The sequence below is a fragment of the Pseudomonas sp. MPB26 genome (genome assembly GCF_046605355.1).
In the GTDB taxonomy this organism is placed as follows: Bacteria; Pseudomonadota; Gammaproteobacteria; order Pseudomonadales; family Pseudomonadaceae; genus Aquipseudomonas; species Aquipseudomonas cedrina.
On sequence record NZ_CP176793.1, the window covers coordinates 1,114,516 to 1,136,787 of the forward strand.

At 60.2% G+C, this 22,272-nt stretch carries 23 protein-coding genes and 1 tRNA gene; 16 read left to right on the forward strand and 8 right to left on the reverse strand.

Going from position 1 to position 22,272, the window contains the following annotated elements:
* Positions 1–212 precede the first annotated feature (212 nt).
* Complete coding sequence (gene hemH / locus ACLH0H_RS05240; RefSeq protein ID WP_411381231.1) at positions 213–1,238, reverse strand: ferrochelatase; 1,026 nt, start codon at positions 1,236–1,238, stop codon at positions 213–215.
* A gap of 14 nt (positions 1,239–1,252) precedes the next feature.
* A complete protein-coding gene (locus tag ACLH0H_RS05245) occupies positions 1,253–2,152 on the reverse strand; it encodes a TIGR01777 family oxidoreductase (RefSeq protein ID WP_411381232.1) in 900 nt (299 codons plus the stop codon).
* 211 nt (positions 2,153–2,363) lie between these two features.
* Here ACLH0H_RS05245 and ACLH0H_RS05250 point away from each other — a divergent pair, with 211 nt between their 5' ends.
* The 7 genes from ACLH0H_RS05250 (at position 2,364) to ACLH0H_RS05280 (ending at position 8,329) form a co-directional block, all read left to right on the forward strand.
* The gene (locus tag ACLH0H_RS05250; RefSeq protein ID WP_411381233.1) at positions 2,364–3,350 is read left to right on the forward strand and encodes an NAD(P)/FAD-dependent oxidoreductase; all 987 of its coding nucleotides are present in this window, start codon (positions 2,364–2,366) and stop codon (positions 3,348–3,350) included.
* Positions 3,347–3,562 carry a TIGR02450 family Trp-rich protein gene (locus ACLH0H_RS05255; RefSeq protein WP_411381234.1) on the forward strand — a complete coding sequence of 72 codons (216 nt, stop codon included), beginning with the start codon at positions 3,347–3,349 and terminating at the stop codon, positions 3,560–3,562. The genes ACLH0H_RS05250 and ACLH0H_RS05255 overlap by 4 nt, the downstream gene beginning before the upstream one ends.
* A gap of 114 nt (positions 3,563–3,676) precedes the next feature.
* Complete coding sequence (locus tag ACLH0H_RS05260; RefSeq protein ID WP_411381235.1) at positions 3,677–4,636, forward strand: YbgA family protein; 960 nt, start codon at positions 3,677–3,679, stop codon at positions 4,634–4,636.
* 3 nt (positions 4,637–4,639) lie between these two features.
* Positions 4,640–5,569 (forward strand): MerR family transcriptional regulator, encoded by a 930-nt coding sequence (locus ACLH0H_RS05265; RefSeq protein ID WP_411381236.1) that lies wholly within the window; start codon positions 4,640–4,642, stop codon positions 5,567–5,569.
* Positions 5,570–7,015 carry a deoxyribodipyrimidine photo-lyase gene (phrB, locus tag ACLH0H_RS05270; protein ID WP_411381237.1) on the forward strand — a complete coding sequence of 482 codons (1,446 nt, stop codon included), beginning with the start codon at positions 5,570–5,572 and terminating at the stop codon, positions 7,013–7,015.
* A 153-nt stretch (positions 7,016–7,168) separates the two neighbouring features.
* A complete protein-coding gene (locus tag ACLH0H_RS05275) occupies positions 7,169–7,948 on the forward strand; it encodes an SDR family NAD(P)-dependent oxidoreductase (RefSeq protein WP_411381238.1) in 780 nt (259 codons plus the stop codon).
* Between the two features lie 75 nt (positions 7,949–8,023).
* Positions 8,024–8,329: a YkgJ family cysteine cluster protein gene (locus tag ACLH0H_RS05280; protein WP_076951068.1), complete on the forward strand. Its 306-nt coding sequence runs from the start codon at positions 8,024–8,026 to the stop codon at positions 8,327–8,329.
* A gap of 136 nt (positions 8,330–8,465) precedes the next feature.
* On the opposite strand, the gene ACLH0H_RS05285 is transcribed toward ACLH0H_RS05280, so the two are convergent.
* The 6 genes from ACLH0H_RS05285 to hemA form a co-directional block, all read right to left on the reverse strand.
* Complete coding sequence (locus tag ACLH0H_RS05285) at positions 8,466–8,984, reverse strand: acyloxyacyl hydrolase (protein ID WP_065875195.1); 519 nt, start codon at positions 8,982–8,984, stop codon at positions 8,466–8,468.
* Between the two features lie 113 nt (positions 8,985–9,097).
* On the reverse strand, positions 9,098–9,892 hold the full coding sequence (gene murI, locus ACLH0H_RS05290; protein ID WP_411381239.1) for a glutamate racemase: 795 nt from the start codon (positions 9,890–9,892) through the stop codon (positions 9,098–9,100).
* Entirely contained in the window at positions 9,885–10,640 is a 756-nt protein-coding gene (locus ACLH0H_RS05295; RefSeq protein ID WP_411381240.1) for a molybdopterin-synthase adenylyltransferase MoeB, read from the reverse strand. Before ACLH0H_RS05295 ends, murI begins: the two co-directional genes overlap by 8 nt.
* The gene (prmC, locus tag ACLH0H_RS05300; protein WP_307387233.1) at positions 10,634–11,464 is read right to left on the reverse strand and encodes a peptide chain release factor N(5)-glutamine methyltransferase; all 831 of its coding nucleotides are present in this window, start codon (positions 11,462–11,464) and stop codon (positions 10,634–10,636) included. Before prmC ends, ACLH0H_RS05295 begins: the two co-directional genes overlap by 7 nt.
* A gap of 12 nt (positions 11,465–11,476) precedes the next feature.
* On the reverse strand, positions 11,477–12,559 hold the full coding sequence (gene prfA / locus ACLH0H_RS05305) for a peptide chain release factor 1 (RefSeq protein ID WP_076951063.1): 1,083 nt from the start codon (positions 12,557–12,559) through the stop codon (positions 11,477–11,479).
* Positions 12,556–13,845 carry a glutamyl-tRNA reductase gene (gene hemA / locus ACLH0H_RS05310; RefSeq protein ID WP_411381241.1) on the reverse strand — a complete coding sequence of 430 codons (1,290 nt, stop codon included), beginning with the start codon at positions 13,843–13,845 and terminating at the stop codon, positions 12,556–12,558. The genes prfA and hemA overlap by 4 nt, the downstream gene beginning before the upstream one ends.
* A 182-nt stretch (positions 13,846–14,027) precedes the next feature.
* Here hemA and ACLH0H_RS05315 point away from each other — a divergent pair, with 182 nt between their 5' ends.
* From ACLH0H_RS05315 to ACLH0H_RS05355, 9 genes are all read left to right on the forward strand, one after another.
* Positions 14,028–15,752, forward strand: a complete 1,725-nt coding sequence (locus ACLH0H_RS05315; RefSeq protein WP_411381242.1) for a tetratricopeptide repeat protein — start codon at positions 14,028–14,030, stop codon at positions 15,750–15,752.
* 4 nt (positions 15,753–15,756) lie between these two features.
* Entirely contained in the window at positions 15,757–16,374 is a 618-nt protein-coding gene (gene lolB / locus ACLH0H_RS05320) for a lipoprotein insertase outer membrane protein LolB (RefSeq protein ID WP_411381243.1), read from the forward strand.
* Between the two features lie 49 nt (positions 16,375–16,423).
* Positions 16,424–17,227, forward strand: coding sequence for a 4-(cytidine 5'-diphospho)-2-C-methyl-D-erythritol kinase (gene ispE, locus ACLH0H_RS05325; protein WP_411382371.1), 804 nt, complete (start codon positions 16,424–16,426; stop codon positions 17,225–17,227).
* A 36-nt stretch (positions 17,228–17,263) separates the two neighbouring features.
* A tRNA-Gln gene (locus ACLH0H_RS05330) sits at positions 17,264–17,338 on the forward strand.
* Positions 17,339–17,383: 45 nt separating this feature from the next.
* Entirely contained in the window at positions 17,384–18,325 is a 942-nt protein-coding gene (locus ACLH0H_RS05335) for a ribose-phosphate pyrophosphokinase (RefSeq protein ID WP_003208392.1), read from the forward strand.
* Positions 18,326–18,461: 136 nt separating this feature from the next.
* Positions 18,462–19,064: a 50S ribosomal protein L25/general stress protein Ctc gene (locus tag ACLH0H_RS05340; protein WP_411381244.1), complete on the forward strand. Its 603-nt coding sequence runs from the start codon at positions 18,462–18,464 to the stop codon at positions 19,062–19,064.
* Positions 19,065–19,231: 167 nt separating this feature from the next.
* A complete protein-coding gene (gene pth / locus ACLH0H_RS05345) occupies positions 19,232–19,816 on the forward strand; it encodes an aminoacyl-tRNA hydrolase (protein ID WP_411381245.1) in 585 nt (194 codons plus the stop codon).
* A gap of 21 nt (positions 19,817–19,837) precedes the next feature.
* The gene (ychF, locus tag ACLH0H_RS05350) at positions 19,838–20,938 is read left to right on the forward strand and encodes a redox-regulated ATPase YchF (RefSeq protein ID WP_411381246.1); all 1,101 of its coding nucleotides are present in this window, start codon (positions 19,838–19,840) and stop codon (positions 20,936–20,938) included.
* Between the two features lie 290 nt (positions 20,939–21,228).
* Positions 21,229–22,146 carry a sigma 54-interacting transcriptional regulator gene (locus ACLH0H_RS05355; protein ID WP_411381247.1) on the forward strand — a complete coding sequence of 306 codons (918 nt, stop codon included), beginning with the start codon at positions 21,229–21,231 and terminating at the stop codon, positions 22,144–22,146.
* Positions 22,147–22,272: the final 126 nt, after the last annotated feature.

Consider the following 22,272-nt stretch of genomic DNA (forward strand, 5'->3'; position numbering starts at 1 on the left):
GCGCAGTTTCAGACAAACCCAATCCGCCTGGTTTGGGGCCGCTTCGCAGCCCAGCGCGGGACAAGCCCGCTCACTACAGGGAGATTTGTCAGCCTTTGAAAGTTGTGTAGATACCTATGCTGCGATAGCGGTGTATCAGACAGTGATGAGCTAACTGACAGACCGCTATCGCAGGCAAGCCAGCTCCCACAATTGGATCACTACAAGGCTTGTTACAGCGTAATCGGTGCGCGCTCACACAGGGTATTGAGCGCCTTCGCCCACTGCGGATCATCATTCAGGCACGGCACCAGCACCAGCTCTTCCCCCCCCGCCTCGCGGAACTGCTCCAGCCCGCGATCGCCGATCTCTTCCAGCGTCTCGATGCAATCGGCAACAAACGCCGGGCACATCACCAGCAGCTTTTTCACGCCTTGCCTGGCCAGGGCTTCCAGGCGGGCTTCCGTGTAAGGTTCGATCCACTTGGCGCGGCCCAGGCGCGATTGGAAGGCCACCGACCATTTGTCATCCGGCAAGCCCAGACGCGCAGCGAAATCGCGGGCGACGCTGAAGCATTGTGCGCGATAGCAGGTCTTCATCACCTGGGCAGAGGCGTTCTTGCAGCAGTCCGCATCCTTGAAGCAATGCTGGCCCGTCGGGTCGAGCTTGGTCAGGTGGCGCTCAGGCAGCCCGTGGAAACTCAGCAGCAGATGGTCGTAATCCTGCTCGACATAAGACCGAGCGCTCGCCGCCAAGGCATCGAGGTATTCCGGCTGGTCGTAGAACGGCTGCAGGATCGAGAACTGCACGTCCAGCTTGTTCTCAAGCACGACCCGCTTGGCCTCTTCAACCACCGTGGTCACGGTGCTGTCGGCAAACTGCGGATACAGCGGCGCCAGGTTGACCTTGCGGATGCCTTGGGCCGCGAGGCGCGTGAGTACAGTTTCAATGGATGGCTCGCCGTAGCGCATCGCCAATTCCACGGGGCCTTGGGTCCACTGCGCCGTCATCTGCTGTTGCAGGCGGCGACTGAGCACCACCAGCGGCGAGCCCTCGTCCCACCAGATCGAGGCATACGCGTGGGCCGACTGCTCGGGCCGCTTGATCAGGATCAGCGACACCAGCAAGCGACGCACCGGCCACGGCAGGTCGATCACATAGGGGTCCATCAGGAACTGATTGAGGTAGCTGCGCACATCGGCCACCGAAGTGGACTTTGGCGAGCCCAGGTTGACCAGTAACAACGCGTGATCCGTCATGCAACATCCTATCTTCAGAGGCGGCTGGACAAGTCGTCCAGAGCCGCACGCAATTCAGTGAACTGGAAAGTGAAACCGGCGGCCAGCAACCGTTCGGGTACCGCCCTCTGCCCGCCCAGCAACAGGCCGGACAATTCGCCCAGCCCCACCTTCAACGCAAAGGCCGGCATCGGCATGAACGCCGGGCGGTGCAGCACCTGGCCCAGCGTCTTGGCAAACTCGCGATTGCGCACCGGGTGCGGCGCGCAGGCATTATAAGGACCGCTGGCGTCAGGCTGGTGCAGAAGAAAATCAATCAGGGCGATTTGATCCTTGATATGCACCCATGGCATCCACTGCCGACCGTTACCGATAGGCCCGCCCAGCGCCAGTTTGAACGGCAACAACAGGCGCGACAAAAAGCCGCCTTCGGCAGCCAGCACCAGGCCGGTGCGCACCAACACCACGCGAATACCCAGGGCTTCGGCGCGCTGGGCGGTTTCTTCCCAGGCGATGCACAACTGGCTGGGGAAATCGTCCTGCACCGGGCCGCTGGCTTCGCTCAGTTCGCGCTCGCCGCCGTCGCCGTACCAACCCACCGCCGATCCGGAAATCAATACGGCAGGTTTTTGCGCATGGCTCTCCAGCCAGGACAGCAGGGTTTCGGTGAGGCTGATGCGACTGCTCCACAGCAGCGCCTTGCGCTTATGGGTCCAGGGACGATCGGCAATCGGCGCGCCGGCCAGGTTGACGACCGCGTCCACTGCGCCGATTACCTCCTCCAGCCGAGCCACACCCAACACTTGGGCGCCGCACAAAGCGGCGACCTCTTCAGGGTGACGGCTCCATACGGTCAGGCGATGCCCTTGGGCAAGCCAGTGTTGGCAGAGTCGGCGACCGATCAAGCCGGTACCGCCGGTCAGCAAAATATGCATGGGACGCTCCTCATGTAACGTTCGCCGCCGATCACTGGTCTATTTTATAAGCAGGGATCAATGTGTAATCGGGCGTGGTTTCGGTTATAGCCGCAGCTTTAACCATAGGCCACGCCAGACAATCAGGTACGCCAAAACTTATACCAAAAAACAATATTGTACAGCTATTGGTGTCGGCGTAGCCTGTATGCAACGGTAAACGAGGCTCACCATGACTCTACCCATCGCGATTATCGGTACCGGCATCGCCGGACTTTCCGCCGCCCGAGCACTGAAAGAGGCCGGGCACCTTGTACAACTCTTCGATAAAAGCCGCGGCAGCGGCGGTCGCATGTCCAGCAAACGCAGCGATGCCGGCGCGCTGGACATGGGCGCCCAGTACTTCACCACCCGCGACCGGCGCTTCGTCAACGAAGTGCAACGCTGGCAGGCGCTGGGGGTTGCCGAGCAATGGCAACCGCAGCTCTACCATTTCAAATCCGGGCAGCTCACACCTTCCCCCGATGAGCAGATCCGCTGGGTCGGCACGCCGCGCATGAGCGCAATCACACGGGCCTTGCTCGATGATTTGCCGGTGCAGTTCGGCTGCCGTATCACCGAGGTTTTCCAAGGCAAACAGCACTGGAGTTTGCTGGATGCGGACGGCGGCAGCCACGGCCCGTTCAGCCAGGTCATCATTGCCACGCCCGCGCCACAGGCCACCGCCCTGCTAGCTGCGGCGCCCAAGCTGGCGAGCGTGGCCGCCGCGGTGAAGATGGAACCGACCTGGGCCGTCGCCCTGGCCTTCGAACAGCCGCTGGACACGCCGATGGAAGGTTGCTTCGTACAAGACAGCCCCCTCGACTGGCTCGCGCGAAACCGCAGCAAGCCAGGGCGCGACAGCAGCCTCGATACCTGGGTGCTGCATGCCACCAGCGCCTGGAGCAAGGCGCACCTGGACCTGCCCAGGGAAAGCGTGATCGAGTACCTGCACGGCGCGTTTGCCGAACTGCTGCACAGCGCCATGCCGGCGCCGTCCTTCAGCCTGGCGCACCGCTGGCTCTATGCGCGTCCGGCCGGTGCCCACGAGTTCGGCGTGCTTGCCGACGCCGACCTGGGGCTGTACGTGTGTGGCGACTGGTGCCTGTCGGGCCGGGTCGAGGGCGCATGGCTCAGTGGTCAGGAAGCCGCGCGGCGTTTGATCGAGCATCTGCAATGAACCGCATCAATCCCGCCAAATTGCTGCTGTCAAAATGGACAGCAGCACGCCCACGGAACAAAGAAAAACACTTCCTGGTCACAGAGGTGTTTCGTGACGAAGAAGGTATTGTGCTGGAGATCGAGCTGCAAGCCATCATGACCCATCGCGCTCAACGCCTCGCCTGGCAGGTTCTACAAGACGCCGACGCCTGGAAAATCGGCTGGAAATAAACCTGCCTCGAAAATACCTATACAAAAAAATTGACTTGTACAGCATCGAATCTATGATGAGATTTAGTTGTACAAGGTAAAAACCTTGTACAGGATTTTGCCGAGGGGTTGTTTATGTCCGACACCACCAAACCGAAGATCGCCATCAGCGCCTGCCTGTTGGGTGAGAACGTGCGCTTCAACGGCGGCCATAAACAATCCTTGCTGTGCAGCCAGACCCTCGTCGACTATTTCGACTTCGTGCCGTTGTGCCCTGAAGTCGCCATTGGCCTGGGCATTCCTCGCGAACCGATCCGCCTGGTCGGCGACCCCGCCCAGCCGCAGGCCGTGGGCACGGTCAATCGCGAGCTGAACGTGACCCGGCCGCTGGACGATTATGGCCGGCAAATGGCCTCGGAACACACTGACCTGTGCGGCTACATCTTTATGCAGAAATCGCCCTCCTGCGGCCTGGAGCGGGTCAAGGTGTACCGCGAAAACGGCACCCCGGTGGACGGTGGCGGGCGCGGCATTTATGCCCAGGCGTTTTGCGCGCGTCACCCCAACCTGCCGGTGGAAGAAGACGGCCGGCTGAACGACCCGGTGCTGCGGGAAAACTTCCTGACCCGCGTCTTCGTGTATGCCAGCTGGCAGCAATTGCTCGCGCGAGGCCTGACCCGCCACGGCCTGCTGGCCTTTCATTCGCGCTACAAATACTTGTTGATGGCCCACAGCCCGGCGCACTACAAAAGCCTCGGCCACCTGCTGGGCAGCATGAACAAGGACACCAACCTGGATGAACTGGCCAGTTGCTACTTCAGCGAGCTGATGACCGGCCTCACCAAGTGCGCGACCCGTGGCACCCATACCAATGTGCTGCAGCACATCAGCGGCTACCTCAAGCAAGCCATCAGCGCCGATGACAAGCAGGAAATGCAAACCGTCATCGACCAATATCGCCACGGCATCGTGCCGCTGGTGGTGCCGCTGACTCTGCTCAAACACCACTTTCGCCAGCACCCGGACCGCTATATCGCGCAGCAGGCTTATTTGCAGCCGCACCCGGAAAACCTCAGCCTACGTAATGCGATCTAGACGATGAAAGCTGCCCTGCAAGACGAACCCGGCGAAGACATCGCCCAAGCCCTCAAGGACGGCTGGCTGCCGATTCGCGAAGTGGCGCGCCAGACCGGCGTCAACGCTGTGACCCTGCGCGCCTGGGAACGCCGCTATGGCCTGATCGTGCCCCAGCGCACGCCCAAGGGGCATCGGCTGTTCAGCGCCGCGCATGTGCAACGTATCCATACCATCCTCACCTGGCTCAATCGTGGCGTACCGGTCAGCCAGGTAAAAGGCCTGATCGACTCGGCCCAGGCCCTGCCGGATGCAGTGGAAAATGAATGGCACGGCTTGCGCCAGAACCTGGTGCACGCCATCAGCGAATTGACGGAACGCCGCGTCGACGACATTTTCAACCAGGCCATGGCGCTCTATCCGCCGCGCACCTTGTGCGAGCAGTTGTTGTTGCCGCTGCTGCAGGAACTGGAACAACGCTGGCAGGGCCAGTTCGGCGCGCAGATGGAGCGAGTATTTTTCCTGTCCTGGCTGCGCAGCAAGTTCGGTGCACGCATCTACCACAACAATCGCCAGTTGCACGGTGCGCCCCTGTTGTTGGTCAATCAATCCGACCTGCCGCTGGAGCCGCATCTGTGGCTCAGCGCCTGGCTGGCCAGCAGTGCCGACTGCCCGGTGGAAGTATTCGACTGGCCGCTGCCCGCGGGTGAGCTGGCCCTGGCGGTGGAACACCTGCGACCGCGCGCGGTGCTGCTGTATTCAAGCAAGCCGATGCAGTTACCGGCGTTTGCAAAGCTGCTGGGCGGTATCGATTGCCCGAAACTGATTGTCGGACCAACGGTCTGCATCCACCACGCCGAGCTGGCGGTATTGACCCGTGACATCCCTGAATTGTTCGTCGCCGAAGAGATGTTGTCGGCGCACCAGCTATTGATCCAGCGTGGACTTCTTTAAATGCATCTGATCTGGCTGCGCACCGACCTGCGCCTGCATGACAATACCGCCTTGACCGCCGCGAGCCAGCGGGGCCCGATCGCGGCGGTGTACCTGATCACGCCCGAGCAGTGGCTGGCCCACGATGATGCGTCGTGCAAAGTCGACTTCTGGCTGCGCAACCTGCAAGCGCTGAGCAAGACGCTGGGCGCACTGAACATTCCCCTGCTGATCCGCACCGTCGCCACCTGGGACCAGGCGCCTCGCGTACTGAGCCAGCTGTGCCGCGAACTGTCGGTAGCGTCGGTGCATGTCAATGAAGAATATGGCATTCACGAAAGCCGTCGCGATGCGGCCGTGGCCAAGCTATTGGAAGAGCAAGGCGTCACTTTTCACAGCTACCTGGACCAATTGTTCTTCCAACCCGGCAGCGTGCTGACCCGAACCGGTACCTACTTCCAGGTGTTCAGCCAGTTCCGCAAGGTCTGCTATAACCGCCTGCACAGCGCCCTCCCACGGATGATTGCGCCGCCAAAGGCGCAGGCGCCGATCCCGCTCAAGAGCGATGCGATCCCGCCGACAGTCGAAGGTTTCGCACCGTCCAGCGATGCGCTGCGCGCCCTCTGGCCCGCCGGTGAAGACGAAGCCCGGCGCCGCCTCGACGCTTTCGCCGATCAACAGATCAGCTATTACAAGGACGAGCGCGACTTTCCCGCCAAACCCGGCACCAGTCAGCTCTCCGCCTACCTCGCGGCAGGCGTGGTCTCGCCACGCCAGTGCCTGCACGCCGCGCTGCAAACCAACGGCGGCGAGTTCGAAAGCGGCGACAAGGGTGCTATCACCTGGGTCAACGAACTGCTGTGGCGCGAGTTCTACAAGCACATTCTGGTGGGTTACCCGCGTGTATCGCGCCACCGTGCGTTCCGCCCCGAAACCGAGGCCGTGGCCTGGCGCAACGCGCCCGGGGAACTCGCGGCCTGGCAGCAAGCGCGCACCGGCCTGCCGATCATCGATGCCGCCATGCGGCAATTACTCGAAACCGGCTGGATGCACAACCGCCTGCGCATGGTCGTGGCGATGTTCCTGACCAAGAACCTGTTGATCGATTGGCGCGAAGGCGAGCGCTTCTTTATGCGTCACTTGATCGACGGCGACCTGGCCGCCAACAACGGTGGCTGGCAATGGAGTTCGTCCACCGGCACCGACTCGGCGCCGTACTTCCGCATATTCAGCCCGTTGAGCCAGTCGGAGAAGTTCGACAGCGAAGGCCTCTTCATCAAACGCTGGCTGCCGGAACTGGCAGCGTTGAATAAAAAGGATGTGCATAATCCCGAAGCCGCTGGCGGCCTGTTTGGCGTAGCCGATTACCCACGTCCGATTGTCGACCTGAAAAAATCCCGTGACCGCGCGTTGGCCGCTTTCCGCAGCCTGCCGTCGCGCCACGCTGCAGGCGGCGAGCATGAGTGATTTATGTCCGCACGTTGGTCTGGCAGCCGCAGGGCCTGCACGGCAGGTTAAAAAAAGAAACGAATTGAAATTCGCCAGACTCCATATCCGTGGGGGGCAGTGGGTGCAGGCTTGCGCGCGTAAGGTTTACCGCCACTTGAAGAGGAGAATCGGATGAGCCTGACACCGCGCCGTTATTGGTTGACGGGCGCCAGCAATGGCATCGGCGCCGCGCTGGCCGTGGAGTTGCTCAACAGCGGCGCCCATGTGGCGCTCAGCTCTCGCACCAAGGGCCCTTTGGAAGCGCTCGCCCAACGTTATCCCGGCCAGGTGCTGGTGGTGGCTGGCGACCTGACCAACAGCCAGACCGTGCGCGAGATCGGCGAACGTATCGGTGTGGTCTGGGGCTCGCTGGACACGGTGATCATCAATGCCGGCACCTGCGAGTACGTGGACGCCCGACAGTTTGATTCCTCGATCATCGAACACGTGGTGCGCACCAACCTGCTGGCGAGCAGCTATTGCATCGAAGCCGCCCTGCCGCTGTTGCGCGCCGGTCACAGTCCGCACCTGGTCGGCGTCGCCAGCGCCGTGACCTGCCTGGCGATGCCGCGCGCCGAAGCCCACGGCGGGGCCAAGGTCAGCTTGCGTTACCTGTTCGACTCCCAGCGCAGCAGCGTGGCGCCGGACAACATCGACGTCACGGTAATCAGCCCGGGTTTTGACGCCCCACCGCTGACCGACCGCGATGACTTTCCCATGCCTCTCAATTGGTCGGCGGACAAAGCCGCGAAGCATATTTTCGCCACGCTGGAAAAACGCCCGCTGGAAATCGCCTTCCCTGCGCTGTCTATCGCGACCCTCTGGCCGCTGTCGAAACTGCCGGACCGCGCGCAGCTCATTATTGGCAAGCGCATGTCACGCAACCCGCCGCCGAGAAAGGACGACCGGTGAAGATCGCCACCAACCCAGCGACAAACGGCCGTACTTTTACTTGCAGCTTGCCGCTCAAAGCTTGAAGCTGCGGCCATGACCCACATCCCCCACACCCAAATCGCCGAACCCGCCGTCACCTGCTCCACGTGCGCGGCCTGTTGCTGCCAGCTGGAAGTCATGCTGATCACCGACACGGGCGTACCGGAGCGCTATATCGACACCGACGACTGGGGCGGCGAAGTGATGCTGCGCCTGGACGATGGATGGTGCGCGGCGCTGGACCGAGACACGATGATGTGTACGATTTACGAGCGACGGCCGCTGATTTGCCGGGAGTTCGAGATGGGCGCGCCGGAGTGCCTGGAAGAGCGCAAGGGGATTGCGACGGCGTATCGCTGATGGTGGTTGAGTTGAGCGCTAAATGTGGGAGCGGGCTTGCTCGCGAAAGCGGTGTATCAGTCAGACATGTATCAACTGACACACCGCTTTCGCGAGCAAGCCCGCTCCCACAGGGGGGCTTCGGTGCTCCGGAGAACTACAGCGGCATGGTGTAGTGCAGCGAGTAACTCTCTACCCCATCGTTGTTGCTGCTGATGCCTGCATTGGAATAATGCGTGGCACGAATGCCCACTTCATGCCCGCCGGTAAAGCGCAGGCCGAAACCCAGGCGGTCTTCGAACTGGAAAGCCTGGCCGATGTTGTTGTCTTCCAGTTTGGTGCGGGAGAACACGGCCACGCCGATGCCGGCTTCGATGTAAGGCTTGACCGACTGCCCGGCAAACTCATACACAAAGACTGGCGAGAACGACAGGCTGCTCGCGCCCGCACGGTCATCACCTTCCCAATAGGTATAGGCACCGCTCCAGTAACCGGTCAGGCGACCTGTGTCGCTTTGCATCCAGCTCTTGTCCCAGTCCGACGTCAACCCCAACCGATAGGTCAGCGTCGAATCACTGGTGGCGCCCAGACCAAACTCCAGCCCGGCCGCTTGCGCCGAAAAAGAGTGTCCCATTACCGCGGCCGCAAGCGCAGCCAAACAGAGAAAACGCTTCATATGAAACATCCCTTCTAACGACGTTGTAAGATTTTATTTACCGGCTAACTTGCTATAGAAGTCGCCGTTAATGCAGAAGTTCAGTGGAAAACCGTGTTTATTTCACGAAATTTTCACGACCCGAAATTACCCACATTTCCGGGAAATTTCCATAGTGTAGGTAGGATGTTTCTGAAATGAGGCACATCCCCACTGGTCCAGAACCGTGCAGGCGCAGGGTTGCCGACGGCCAGCAGGTCGCGCTCGCCCAGCAAACGCTTGAGCTGACGGGCCACGGCGGCGCCGGTGTCGATGAGAATGATGTTGGAAGGCAGCATCTGGGCCAGGAGCGGCTTGAGGAAGGGATAGTGGGTGCAACCCAGGATGATGGTGTCGCAACCGGCGCTGAGCAGCGGCTCGATGTAGCCCTGCAACATCTGGCGCAGGATGGGGCTGTTCAGGTCGCCGGTTTCAATCAGTTCCACCAGGCCCGGGCAGGGCTGGGTGATGACCCGCACATCGGTGGCAAAGCGGTCCAGCAGCGCAGCGAACTTGGCGCTCTGCAGGGTGCCGGTGGTGGCGAGCACGCCGACCACGCCGCTGCGGGTGGCGGCGGCCGCGGGTTTGACAGCAGGTTCCATGCCCACCAGCGGCCAGTCGGGGTACTCCTGGCGTAGCTCGGCAACCGCCGCGACGGTTGCGGTGTTGCAGGCAATCACAAACGCCTTGGCGCCCTGCTCGCGAAAAAATGCCGCGACTTGCCGCGAACGCTCACGAATAAAGGCCGGGGTTTTCTCGCCATAGGGGATGTGCCCGCAGTCGGCCACATACAGCAGCGACTCATGGGGCAGTAGCTGCTGGATCTCGTCCAATACCGACAAGCCGCCGACACCGGAATCGAACACACCAATGGGCGCGTCCTTAACCATGCTCGGTCCCACATACGCTGCAACCGGGGTCGCGCTTGACGCGCAACTCGCGAAAACGCGTGGTCAAGGCATCGATGAGCAACAAGCGGCCGACCAGGAGTTCACCGAAACCGGCCAGCAATTTCAGGGCTTCCAGGGCTTGCAGGCTACCGACCAGTCCCACCAGCGGGCCGACTACGCCCGCTTCGCTGCAAGTGAGTTCGGTATCGCTGCCGTGCCCGTATAAACAGTGGTAGCACGGGCTTTCGGCGCGACGCGGGTCGAATACGGACAGTTGGCCTTCAAGGCGAATCGCCGCGCCGCTGATCAAAGGCTTGCCCGCGGCGACGCAGGCCGCATTGACCGCTTCGCGGGTAGAGAAGTTGTCGCTGCAATCGAGTACCACATCCACCGCTTCTACCGCCGCCGCCAGGGAGTCGGCATCCAGTGCGGCGCGGTGGGCGATCAGTGTGATCCCGGGGTTGATGGCGGTGAGGCGGCGCAGGGCAGAATCGACCTTGGTCTGCCCAATGCTATCGGTGTCGTGGATGATCTGGCGCTGCAGGTTGGTCAGGTCGACGGTGTCGAAGTCCGCCAGATGCAACTCGCCCACACCGGCGGCGGCCAAGTACAGCGCAACGGGTGCGCCCAGCCCGCCGAGGCCGACGATCAACGCGCGGCTGTTTTTCAGACGCAATTGGCCGTCGATGTCGACATGCTGCAACAGGATTTGCCGGCTGTAGCGCAACAGCTCCTCATCGCTCAACACGGCCGGCGCCCCAGGCTGATACGCTCGTGGCCGCCGAGGTCGATGCGGCTGTGTACGTCCTCGAAACCCTCGCTCAACAGCAGGTCGCGCACCGCTGAAGCCTGGTCGTAACCGTGCTCCAGCAGCAGCCGGCCGCCGGCATTCAGGTGGGCCGGCGCTTGTTTGATAATGTGGCGCAGGTCGTCCAGGCCGTCATGACCGGCCACCAGCGCGCTGGCCGGTTCAAAGCGCACATCGCCCGCCGCCAGGTGCGGGTCGTTGTCGGCAATGTACGGCGGGTTGCTGATGATAAGGTCATAGACCTGGCCTTGCAGGGCGCTGAACCAATGACTGTTCAGTACGCTGGCGTTATTGAGGTGCAGGCGCTGGCGATTGCGTTCGGCCAAGGCCACGGCTTCCAGCACGCGGTCGACGGCAGTAACCCGCCAGGCCGGACGCTCACTCGCCAGGGCCAAGGCAATGGCGCCACTGCCGGTGCCGAGGTCAAGGACCTTGGCGGGCGTGGCGGGCAATAACTGCAGGGCGGCTTCCACCAGCAATTCGGTATCCGGACGCGGGATCAGCGTATGAGGCGCGACCTCCAGGTCCAGCTTCCAGAACCCCTGCTGGCCCAGGATATAAGCCACCGGTTCACCACCACGACGGCGCTGCAGGTAACCGGCAAAGGCCAGCGCGTCTTCACTGCTGACGATTTTCTCCGGCCAGGTATGCAGGTAGCTGCGCGATTTGCCTAAAGCTGCCGCCAGCAACAATTCGGCGTCCAGGCGTGCGGTCGGCGAATCGGGCAGGTCGGCGGCGCGCAGCAGGCTGGCGATGATGGTCATTTAATCACCTGCTTATTCGCCTATCGCCGCGAGCTGATCGGCCTGGTACTCGGCGAGCAACGGCTCGATCACCGCATCCACGCCACCGGCGAGGATCTCGTCGAGGGAATACAGGGTGAGGTTGACCCGGTGGTCGGTCACCCGGCCTTGGGCAAAATTGTAGGTACGGATGCGCTCGGAGCGATCGCCCGAGCCCACCAGCAGCTTACGCTCGCTGGCGATCGCGTTGGCGGCGGCGCTGGTCTGCTGGTCGTTGAGCTTGGCCGACAGCCAGGACATGGCGCGTGCACGGTTTTTATGCTGGGAACGTTCTTCCTGGCACTCGACCACAATGCCGGAAGGCAAGTGAGTGATGCGGATCGCCGAATCGGTCTTGTTGACATGCTGGCCACCGGCGCCCGACGAGCGGTAGGTGTCGACGCGCAAGTCGGCCGGGTTGATCTCGATGGCTTCCTGTTCGTCCGGCTCGGGCAAAACGGCGACGGTGCAGGCCGAGGTATGGATACGGCCTTGGGATTCGGTCGCCGGCACGCGCTGGACGCGGTGCGCGCCGGACTCGAATTTGAGCTTGCCGTAGACGTTATCGCCTTCGACTCGGGCGATGACTTCTTTATAGCCGCCATGCTCGCCTTCGTTTTCAGACAGGATCTCGACCCGCCAGCCGCGACGCTCGGCATAACGCGAATACATGCGGAACAGGTCGCCCGAGAAGATCGCCGCCTCGTCGCCGCCGGTACCGGCACGGATTTCAAGGAACACGTTGCGCCCGTCATTCGGGTCCTTGGGCAGCAGCATGCGTTGCAGGTCGCCTTCCAGCTCGGCCAGTTTTTCCTTGGCTTCGCGGACTTCTTCCACGGCCATTTCTCGCATGTCCGGGTCGTTGTCTTTGAGCAGCGCTTGGGCGCCTTCAAGGTCGGCCTGCACTTTCAGCAGGTTTTTATACGTCGCCACAACAGGCTCGACTTCGGCGTATTCCTTGGAATAGGCGCGGAACTTGGCTTGATCGGAGATGACCTCACCATCGCCGAGCAAGGCGGTCAGTTCTTCGAAACGGTCCTGGAGCACGTCCAGTTTATTGAGCAGTGACGCTTTCATTGCAGTTTTTTATCCGAAGAGCTATCTGGCGCGCCCTCACCGAGGGCAAAGAGTTCCTGGGCCATGGCCAGCGCATCGAGGCGGCCTTCGGCGGTCAGCTTTTTTAATTGTACGCTGGGCGCGTGGAGCAACTTGTTGGTGAGGCCGCGGGCCAATTGCATCAGCACGTCTTCAGCGCTGCTGCCGTTGGCCAGCAAGCGCTGGGCCTTGACCAGCTCCTCGTCGCGCAGGCGTTCGCCTTGCTGACGATACGCCTTGAGCACGTCCACCGCCGCCAATTCGCGAAGGCGCACCATGAAGTCTTCGGCGCCGGTGCTGACCATTTCCTCGGCCGCCTGGGCAGCGCCCTGGCGGCTCTTGAGGTTTTCGGCGACCACTTCATGCAGGTCGTCGACGCTGTACAGGTAAACGTCGTCCAACTCGCCGACTTCGGGTTCGATGTCCCGGGGAACGGCGATATCCACCATAAAGATAGGTTTGTGCTTGCGCAGCTTCAGCGCGCTTTCGACCGCGCCTTTGCCCAAAATCGGCAACTGGCTGGCGGTGGAGCTGATGACGATGTCGCTGCGCACCAGCTCGGCCGGGATATCCGCCAACAGCACTGCATGCGCACCGAACTGCTCGGCGAGAATGCTGGCGCGCTCCAGGGTGCGGTTAGCGACCACGATACGCTTTACGCCCAGCTCATGCAGATGACGGGCGACCAGGGTGATGGTCTCACCGGCGCCGATCAAAAGGGCCTGGCTGCGTTGCAAGTCGCTGAAAATCTGCTTGGCCAGGCTGACCGCGGCAAAGGCCACGGACACCGGGTTTTCGCCAATGGCGGTGTCGGTGCGCACCTGCTTGGCCGAGTTGAACGTGGCCTGGAACAGGCGCCCCAGCAGCGGACCGACGGTGCCGGCCTCACGCGCCACGGCGTAGGCGGATTTCATCTGGCCCAGGATCTGCGGCTCTCCCAACACCAGCGAATCAAGACCGGCGGCCACACGCATCATGTGACGAACGGCCGCATCCTCTTCATGCACATAGGCGCTTGCGCGCAGGTCGTCGAGGTCCAGATGGTGATAATCGGCCAGCCAGCGCAGCACGACATCCGCCGAGAGATGCTCCTGTTCTATATAAAGCTCGCTGCGATTGCAGGTCGAAAGGATCGCAGCTTCGCGACTGTCGGTGAGCCGGCAGAGCTGCTGCAGGGCCTCAACCAACTGCTCCGGCGTAAACGCCACGCGCTCGCGCACGTCTACGGAGGCAGTCTTGTGGTTAATACCGAGTGCGAGGAAGGCCATTCAATATCGCTGATGATGTCGGGAAGCCGACAATTGTCCTACTTCGAAAGATTCAGAACAACCACCGTCGTCTATTGTCCCTATACGTTGTGCCTATAAAGGCATCCATTGAGACTCGGTTATGTTTGGCCGAAGGCTTGTGTCATGATGATCCGACCGCAGGTTAGTCGTCCTCTTCCTATATGAATAGATCTTCCGCGTTGCTCCTTGCTTTTGTCTTCCTCAGCGGCTGCCAGGCCATGGCACCCGTGTCGCCGGACGGTACGCCGCCGGTGGAAGACAGCACCCCCGCCCCTGAAAAGCCCAAGGTTTATTCCTCGTTCAGTGAAGAAACGGTGTTCAGCCTGCTGAGCGCGGAGCTGGCCGGCCAGCGCAATCGCTTTGATATTGGGCTGGATAACTACGTGACCCAGGCCATCAATACCCAGGATCCGGGGATTTCCGAGCGCGCGTTTCGCATCGCCGAGTACCTGGGCGCCGACCAGGCTGCGCTGGACACGTCGCTGATCTGGGCGAAAAACGCGCCGGATGATCTGGAAGCACAGCGGGCGGCGGCCATTCAACTGGCGCGCGCCGGGCGCTATGACGACTCCATGGCGTATATGGAGAAAGTCCTGCAGGGCAAGGGCGACACCCATTTCGATTTTCTCGCGCTGTCGGCCGCAGACACCGACCAGGACACGCGCAACGGCCTGATGAAGAGTTTCGACCGCCTGCTGCAAAAACACCCGAAGAACAGCCAGCTGATTTTCGGCAAGGCCTTGCTGCTGCAGCAGGACGACGAAGCCGACGCGGCGCTCAAGCTGCTGGAACAGAACCCGCCGGAAGAAGGCGAAATCGCCCCGATTCTGCTGCGCGCACGTTTGTTGCAGAACCTCAGTCGCGGCAAGGAAGCGATTCCGCTGCTGGAAAAAAGCATCAAGAAGTACCCGGATGACAAACGCCTGCGCCTGACCTACGCGCGGATGCTGGTGGAGCAGGACCGCATGGAGGACGCCAAGGTGCAGTTCTCCAGTCTTGTCCAGCAATACCCGGACGACGACGAACTGCGCTACTCCCTGGCACTGGTGTGCCTGGAAGCGAAGGCCTGGGATGAGGCCAAGGGTTATCTTGAAGAGTTGATCCAGCGTGAAAGCCATGTGGACTCGGCGCACTTGAACCTTGGCCGTATCGCCGAGGAACGCAACGATCCGCAGGGCGCGCTGCTTGAGTACGCCCAGGTCGGCCCCGGCAACGATTACCTGCCGGCTCAATTGCGCCAGGCCGATATCCTGATGGGCAACGGGCGCACCGACGAGGCGGAAAAGCGCCTGGCCGCGGCCCGCGATGCCGAACCGGACTACGCGATCCAGCTGTACCTGATCCAGGCCGAGACCTTGTCGGCCAACAATCAGGGCGAGCGCGCCTGGAAAGTGCTGCAACAAGCCTTGCTGCAATTCCCCGACGATTTGAACCTGCTCTACACCCGCGCCATGCAGGCGGAGAAACGCAATGACCTGGGGCAGATGGAAAAGGACCTGCGCCTGATCATCAAGCGCGACCCGGACAACGCCATGGCTCTCAACGCCTTGGGTTACACCTTGTCCGACCGCACCACGCGCTACGCCGAAGCCAAGGCACTGATCGAGCAAGCCCACAAGCTCAACCCGGAAGACCCCGCCGTGCTCGACAGCCTGGGTTGGGTGAATTACCGCCTGGGCAACCTGGATGAAGCCGAACGCTTGCTGCGCCAGGCGCTGGAGCGCTTCCCCGACCACGAAGTCGCCGCACACCTGGGCGAAGTGCTGTGGGCCAATGGCAAGCAACGCGAAGCGCGTCAAATCTGGGCAAAATTCCTCAAGGAACAGCCCGAAAGCCCCATCCTGCGCAGCACCATCAAGCGCCTGACCGGATCCGAGACCCTTTAAGCTTATGTTCTTGCGCCACGTTGTCATGTTGAGCTTCATCGCCCTGCTCGTCGGTTGCGCGGGTTTTGGCGCCCGCGAATCCGTTGAGGGCCAGGGCAACCCGGCGCAATGGAAGCAGCACAAGGACCAGCTCAGCAGTATCGATGGCTGGCAGATCGAAGGCAAAGTGGGGGTGCGCGCCCCGAAAGACTCCGGCAGCGGCACCTTGTTCTGGCTGCAACGCCAGGACTACTACGACATTCGCCTGTCGGGTCCGCTGGGCCGTGGCGCCGCGCGCCTGACCGGCCGTCCGGGGCAAGTCAGCCTTGAGGTGGCCAACCAGGGCCGCTACGAAGCGACCTCGCCCGAGGCGTTGCTGGAAGAACAGATAGGCTGGAAGCTGCCGGTGTCGCACCTGGTCTGGTGGGTACGTGGCCTGCCCGCGCCCGATAGCAAGAGCCGCCTGACCCTCAACGGCGACAGCCGCCTGGCCAGCCTGGAACAGGATGGCTGGCAGGTCGAATACTCAAGCTACGTGGAACAAGGCGGTTACTGGCTACCCGAGCGTATCAAGCTGCATGGCACCGACCTGGACGTCACGCTGGTGATCAAGGACTGGCAGCCGCGCAAGCTGGGGCAATGACGTGTCCGGACAAACATTGACCCTGCCCTCCCCGGCCAAGCTGAATCTGATGCTGCACATTCTCGGTCGCCGCGAAGACGGCTACCACGAATTGCAGACGCTGTTTCAGTTTCTCGACTACGGCGACGAACTGACCTTCGCCGTACGCGACGACGGCGTGATCCGGCTGCATACCGAATTCGAAGGCGTCCCTCACGACAGCAACCTGATTGTGAAGGCTGCGAAAAAACTTCAGGAACAGTCCGGCTGCACGCTGGGCATTGATATCTGGATCGATAAGATCCTGCCCATGGGCGGCGGCATCGGTGGCGGCAGCTCGAACGCCGCGACCACATTGCTCGGCCTGAACCACTTGTGGCAGCTGGGCTGGGACCATGATCGCCTTGCCGCGCTGGGCCTGACACTGGGTGCCGACGTCCCGGTTTTCGTGCGTGGGCACGCGGCTTTCGCCGAGGGCGTGGGCGAAAAACTGACCCCTGAATTCCCCGAAGAGCCGTGGTACGTCGTGCTTGTTCCGCAAGTATCTGTAAGTACAGCAGAAATTTTTTCAGATCCGCTGTTGACACGTAACACTCCTCCCATTAAAGTGCGCCCCGTTCCCAAGGGAAACAGTCGAAATGACTGCTTACCGGTTGTAGCAAGGCGTTATCCAGAGGTACGTAACGCTTTGAATTTGTTAGGTAAATTTACCGAAGCAAAATTAACCGGAACTGGAAGTTGTGTGTTTGGGGGCTTCCCAAGCAAAGCTGAAGCTGATAAAGTCTCGGCCCTTCTTACAGAGACCCTTACAGGGTTTGTAGCAAAGGGAAGCAACGTTTCGATGTTGCATCGCAAGCTGCAAAATCTGCTCTAAAGGAATCGAGTGCCAGGCACTCGTTGCAACAGATACAGGGGCGTCGCCAAGCGGTAAGGCAGCAGGTTTTGATCCTGCCATGCGTTGGTTCGAATCCAGCCGCCCCTGCCATTTTCCATACTCATCCAGGTTACCCTCAGCCTCTAGGTACTGCGCGTGTCCAAGATGATGGTCTTTACGGGGAACGCCAACCCCGATCTGGCTCGACGTGTCGTACGTCAGCTGCATATCCCTCTCGGTGACATCTCTGTCGGTAAGTTCTCCGACGGCGAAATTACCGCCGAGATCAATGAAAACGTTCGCGGTAAAGACGTCTTCATTATTCAGCCGACCTGCGCTCCGACCAACGATAACCTGATGGAACTCGTCGTGATGGCTGATGCCTTCCGCCGCTCCTCAGCGACTCGAATCACAGCTGTAATCCCTTACTTTGGTTATGCCCGTCAGGATCGCCGTCCGCGTTCCGCACGTGTGGCTATCAGCGCGAAAGTCGTGGCTGACATGCTCACCGTGGTAGGCATCGATCGTGTTCTCACGGTTGACCTGCACGCTGACCAAATCCAGGGGTTCTTCGATATTCCAGTAGATAACATCTACGGCTCCCCTGTCCTGGTGGATGACATCGAAGACCAGCGCTTTGAAAACCTGATGATCGTGTCCCCGGACATTGGTGGCGTCGTGCGTGCACGGGCTGTTGCCAAATCCCTGGGCGTGGACCTCGGGATCATCGACAAACGCCGCGAGAAAGCCAATCACTCCGAAGTGATGCATATCATCGGTGATGTCGAAGGGCGTACCTGTATTCTGGTTGATGACATGGTCGACACCGCCGGTACCCTGTGCCACGCGGCCAAAGCCTTGAAAGAGCACGGCGCGGCTAAAGTCTTCGCCTACTGCACACACCCTGTGCTGTCTGGCCGAGCGATCGAGAACATCGAAAATTCCATGCTGGACGAACTGGTGGTGACTAACACCATCCCGTTGTCCGCTGCTGCACAAGCCTGTTCGCGTATCCGTCAATTGGATATCGCACCGGTTGTTGCCGAGGCGGTTCGCCGCATCAGCAATGAAGAATCGATCAGCGCGATGTTCCGTTAAGGGTCAAACCTTCGGTACATCCTCTGACGAAAAGCGCCCCGCCCCGACATTCTGTTGGGGCGGGGCTTTTTTGCCCATGTCGAGTCCGGCGCTGGTCGCAAACGCCGCTCGATGATGGCTATTTTGGAGATACAACATGAATGACTTTACTCTGAACGCCCAAGCGCGTACTGACCTGGGGAAAGGTGCGAGCCGCCGCCTGCGTCACGCCGCCAACATCCCGGCCGTTGTATACGGTGGCAACAAGCCTGCTGAATCCGTGACCATCCTGTCCAAGGAAATCGCCAAGCTGTTCGAAAACGAAGCTGCCTACAGCCACGTGATCGAGCTGAATGTCGACGGCGCCAAGCAGAACGTTATCGTTAAAGCAATGCAGCGTCACCCGTCCAAGCAGTTCATCATGCACGCTGACTTCGTTCGCGTTGTTGCCGGCCAGAAACTGACCGCCATCGTGCCTGTACACTTTGTAGGCGAAGAAGCTCCGGTCAAGAAAGGTGGCGTTGTTTCCCACACCACCACCGAGCTGGAAGTGACCTGCCTGCCGAAAGACCTGCCTGAGTTCATCGAAGTCGACTTGTCGGCTGCTGAAATCGGCACCATCATTCACCTGTCCGACCTCAAGGCCCCTAAAGGCGTTGAGTTCGTTGCACTGGCTCACAACGACGACAAGGCTGTTGCCAACGTCCACGCGCCACGTGTTGTAGCTGAAGATGAAGCTGGCGAACCCGCTGCAGAGTAATAATCTCTGCAACGAAGGAGCATGAGGAAACATCGCGGACCGAAACGTAGCGAGAAAGCGGGCGATAACGCGGCGTTTACTCTTGAGTAAATGATGTAATGTCGTCCACTTTCGCCGCACTCAGGTCTGGCGATGTTATCCACAACTCCAAAGGAAGGGCTCCTGTCGTGACTGCCATTAAACTGATCGTTGGCCTGGGAAATCCAGGCGCCGAATACGAACAGACCCGGCATAACGCGGGGGCCCTTTTTGTTGAGCGCATCGCCCACGCACAAGGTGTGAACCTTGCGGTCGATCGCAAATATTTTGGCCTGACCGGGCGTTTCTCGCACCAGGGTCAGGATGTTCGTCTGCTGATACCCACCACCTACATGAACCGCAGCGGCCAGGCGGTCGCAGCGCTTGCGGGGTTCTTCCGGATCAAACCCGAAGAGATCCTGGTGGCCCATGACGAACTGGACCTGCCGCCCGGCGTTGCCAAGCTCAAGCTGGGCGGCGGGCATGGCGGGCACAACGGCCTGCGCGACATCATCGCGCAGCTGGGTAATCAGAATAATTTCTACCGTCTGCGGCTTGGCATTGGCCACCCAGGCGTTGCCAGTATGGTTTCAAATTTCGTCCTGGGTCGTGCGCCACGCGCCGAACAGGAAAAACTCGATGCCAGCATCGACTTTGCCCTCGGCGTGCTGCCGGATATCTTCGCCGGTGAATGGAACCGCGCGATGAAAAACCTGCACAGCCAGAAGGCCTGACTCTTACCGAGGGGAAACACCATGGGATTCAATTGCGGCATCGTCGGCCTGCCCAACGTCGGCAAATCCACCCTGTTCAACGCCTTGACCAAGTCCGGTATTGCAGCGGAGAACTTCCCCTTCTGCACCATCGAGCCCAACAGCGGCATCGTGGCCATGCCTGACCCGCGCCTGGCGGCGTTGGCGGCCATCGTCAACCCCAAGCGCATCCTGCCGACCACCATGGAATTCGTCGACATCGCCGGCCTGGTAGCCGGTGCCTCGAAGGGTGAAGGCCTGGGCAACAAGTTCCTCGCCAACATCCGTGAGACCGATGCCATCGCCCACGTAGTCCGCTGCTTTGAAGACGAGAACGTGATCCACGTCTCCAACAGCGTCGACCCCAAGCGCGACATCGAGATCATCGACCTGGAGCTGATCTTCGCCGACCTCGACAGCTGCGAGAAGCAACTGCAGAAAGTCGCGCGCAACGCCAAGGGCGGTGACAAGGATGCAGTGGTCCAGAAAGGCCTGCTGGAGCAGTTGATCGCTCACTTCACTGAAGGCAAGCCAGCACGCAGCTTGATGAAGAACATGAGTGCCGACGAAAAAGCGGTGATCAAGGGCTTCCACCTGCTGACCACCAAGCCGGTGATGTACATCGCCAACGTCGCTGAAGACGGCTTCGAAAACAACCCGCTGCTGGACGTGGTCAAGGCCATCGCCGACGAAGAAGGTGCGATCGTAGTCCCGGTGTGCAACAAGATCGAAGCGGAAATCGCCGAACTCGATGACGGCGAAGAAAAAGACATGTTCCTCGAAGCCCTGGGCCTGGAAGAGCCTGGCCTGAACCGCGTGATCCGCGCCGGCTACGAAATGCTGCATCTGCAGACTTACTTCACCGCCGGTGTCGAAGAAGTCCGCGCCTGGACCGTCAAGGTCGGCGCCACCGCGCCACAGGCCGCTGGTGTGATTCACACGGACTTCGAGAAGGGCTTCATCCGCGCCGAAGTGATCGCGTACAACGACTTCATTCAGTACAAGGGTGAAGCGGGTGCCAAGGAGGCGGGCAAGTGGCGTTTGGAAGGTAAGGAATACATCGTCAAAGATGGCGATGTGATGCACTTCCGTTTCAACGTATAAGTATTACCTGCGGTTTACGCCGTAAATAAAAGCCGATGCAGTGCATCGGCTTTTTTGTGGGTGACTGTTTATGAATTTTAACGTTACCCCCTCAGCTAAGGCTGGATCAACTTCAGATTTATCCTGCCCACTTATTCGCCCTCTGCAACTACCCAACTAACAATCTAATTTATCCTACACACTCTGGACAAATTACGACAACGAGAGCAAGTGACAACACTTATAAAATTCGATCTACTGGAGTAAGCCTGCGATCCGTATCCCAATATTGATTATGGAGTAATCATTCGATGTCGGCGTTCGACCACATGGAAAATGAGACGGATATCTCCCTGATTGACGATCCAGATATTAAGAGCCTGTTGAGCAGCACTGCTACGCTCAATATTGACATCTTATTGTTGGGGGAAACCGGCACTGGCAAGGATACCTTGGCGCAGCGCATTCATCACCTCTCCGGCCGACGGGGTAACTTCATCGCCGTAAACTGTGCAGCTATCCCGGAAAGCCTCGCCGAAAGCCAATTGTTCGGTGTCAACAGCGGCGCTTATACCGGCGCGATGCAATCGCGGGCCGGCTATGTAGAGGCCGCCCATCTAGGCACCTTGTACCTTGATGAAATCGATAGCATGCCGCTGTCGCTCCAAGCCAAGCTGCTGCGAGTACTGGAGTCTCGAGGGGTCGAACGGCTGGGCTCGACCCGATTCATCGCGGTGGATATGCGTGTCATCGCTTCTGCACAGCAGTCTCTGCATGAGATGGTGGAACGAGGTGCCTTCCGACGGGATCTGTATTTTCGCCTGAACGTCGTCAATATTTGTCTTCCTCCTCTGCGGGAGCGGCGGGAACTTATTATTCCCTTGTTCCTGAGCATGATCAAACAAGAGGCCGAGGCCTTCAACTGCCCTGTGCTGACGCCAGCAGGCACGCTGTTGCAGCAACTGCTCTGCCACCGATGGCTGGGTAACGTTCGCGAACTTCGCTCAGCCGCCAAGCGCTTCGTTTTGGGCTTGACCCCGCTCCCTACAAGCCATACACCACAGGCAGAGACCCATTTGAAGGCACGCCTCCAACAGATCGAAAAAGTATTGATCGAGGAGTCGCTGCAGCGTCATGAACATAGCGTCGACAGTGCCGCGACAGAGTTGGGGGTCGCACTTCGCACGCTTTACTATCGAATGAAACAATTGAAAATACTTCCCCCTTGAAAGCAAGCGGAAATATTCAAGTTAGGCCCAAATCCCCTGCCCGCCCTTTCAAACACTGAAACATTTACAAACAGGTACTTTGTAAAAAATCAGGAACGAACCTCACAGCGCCAGCCACCTAGGATA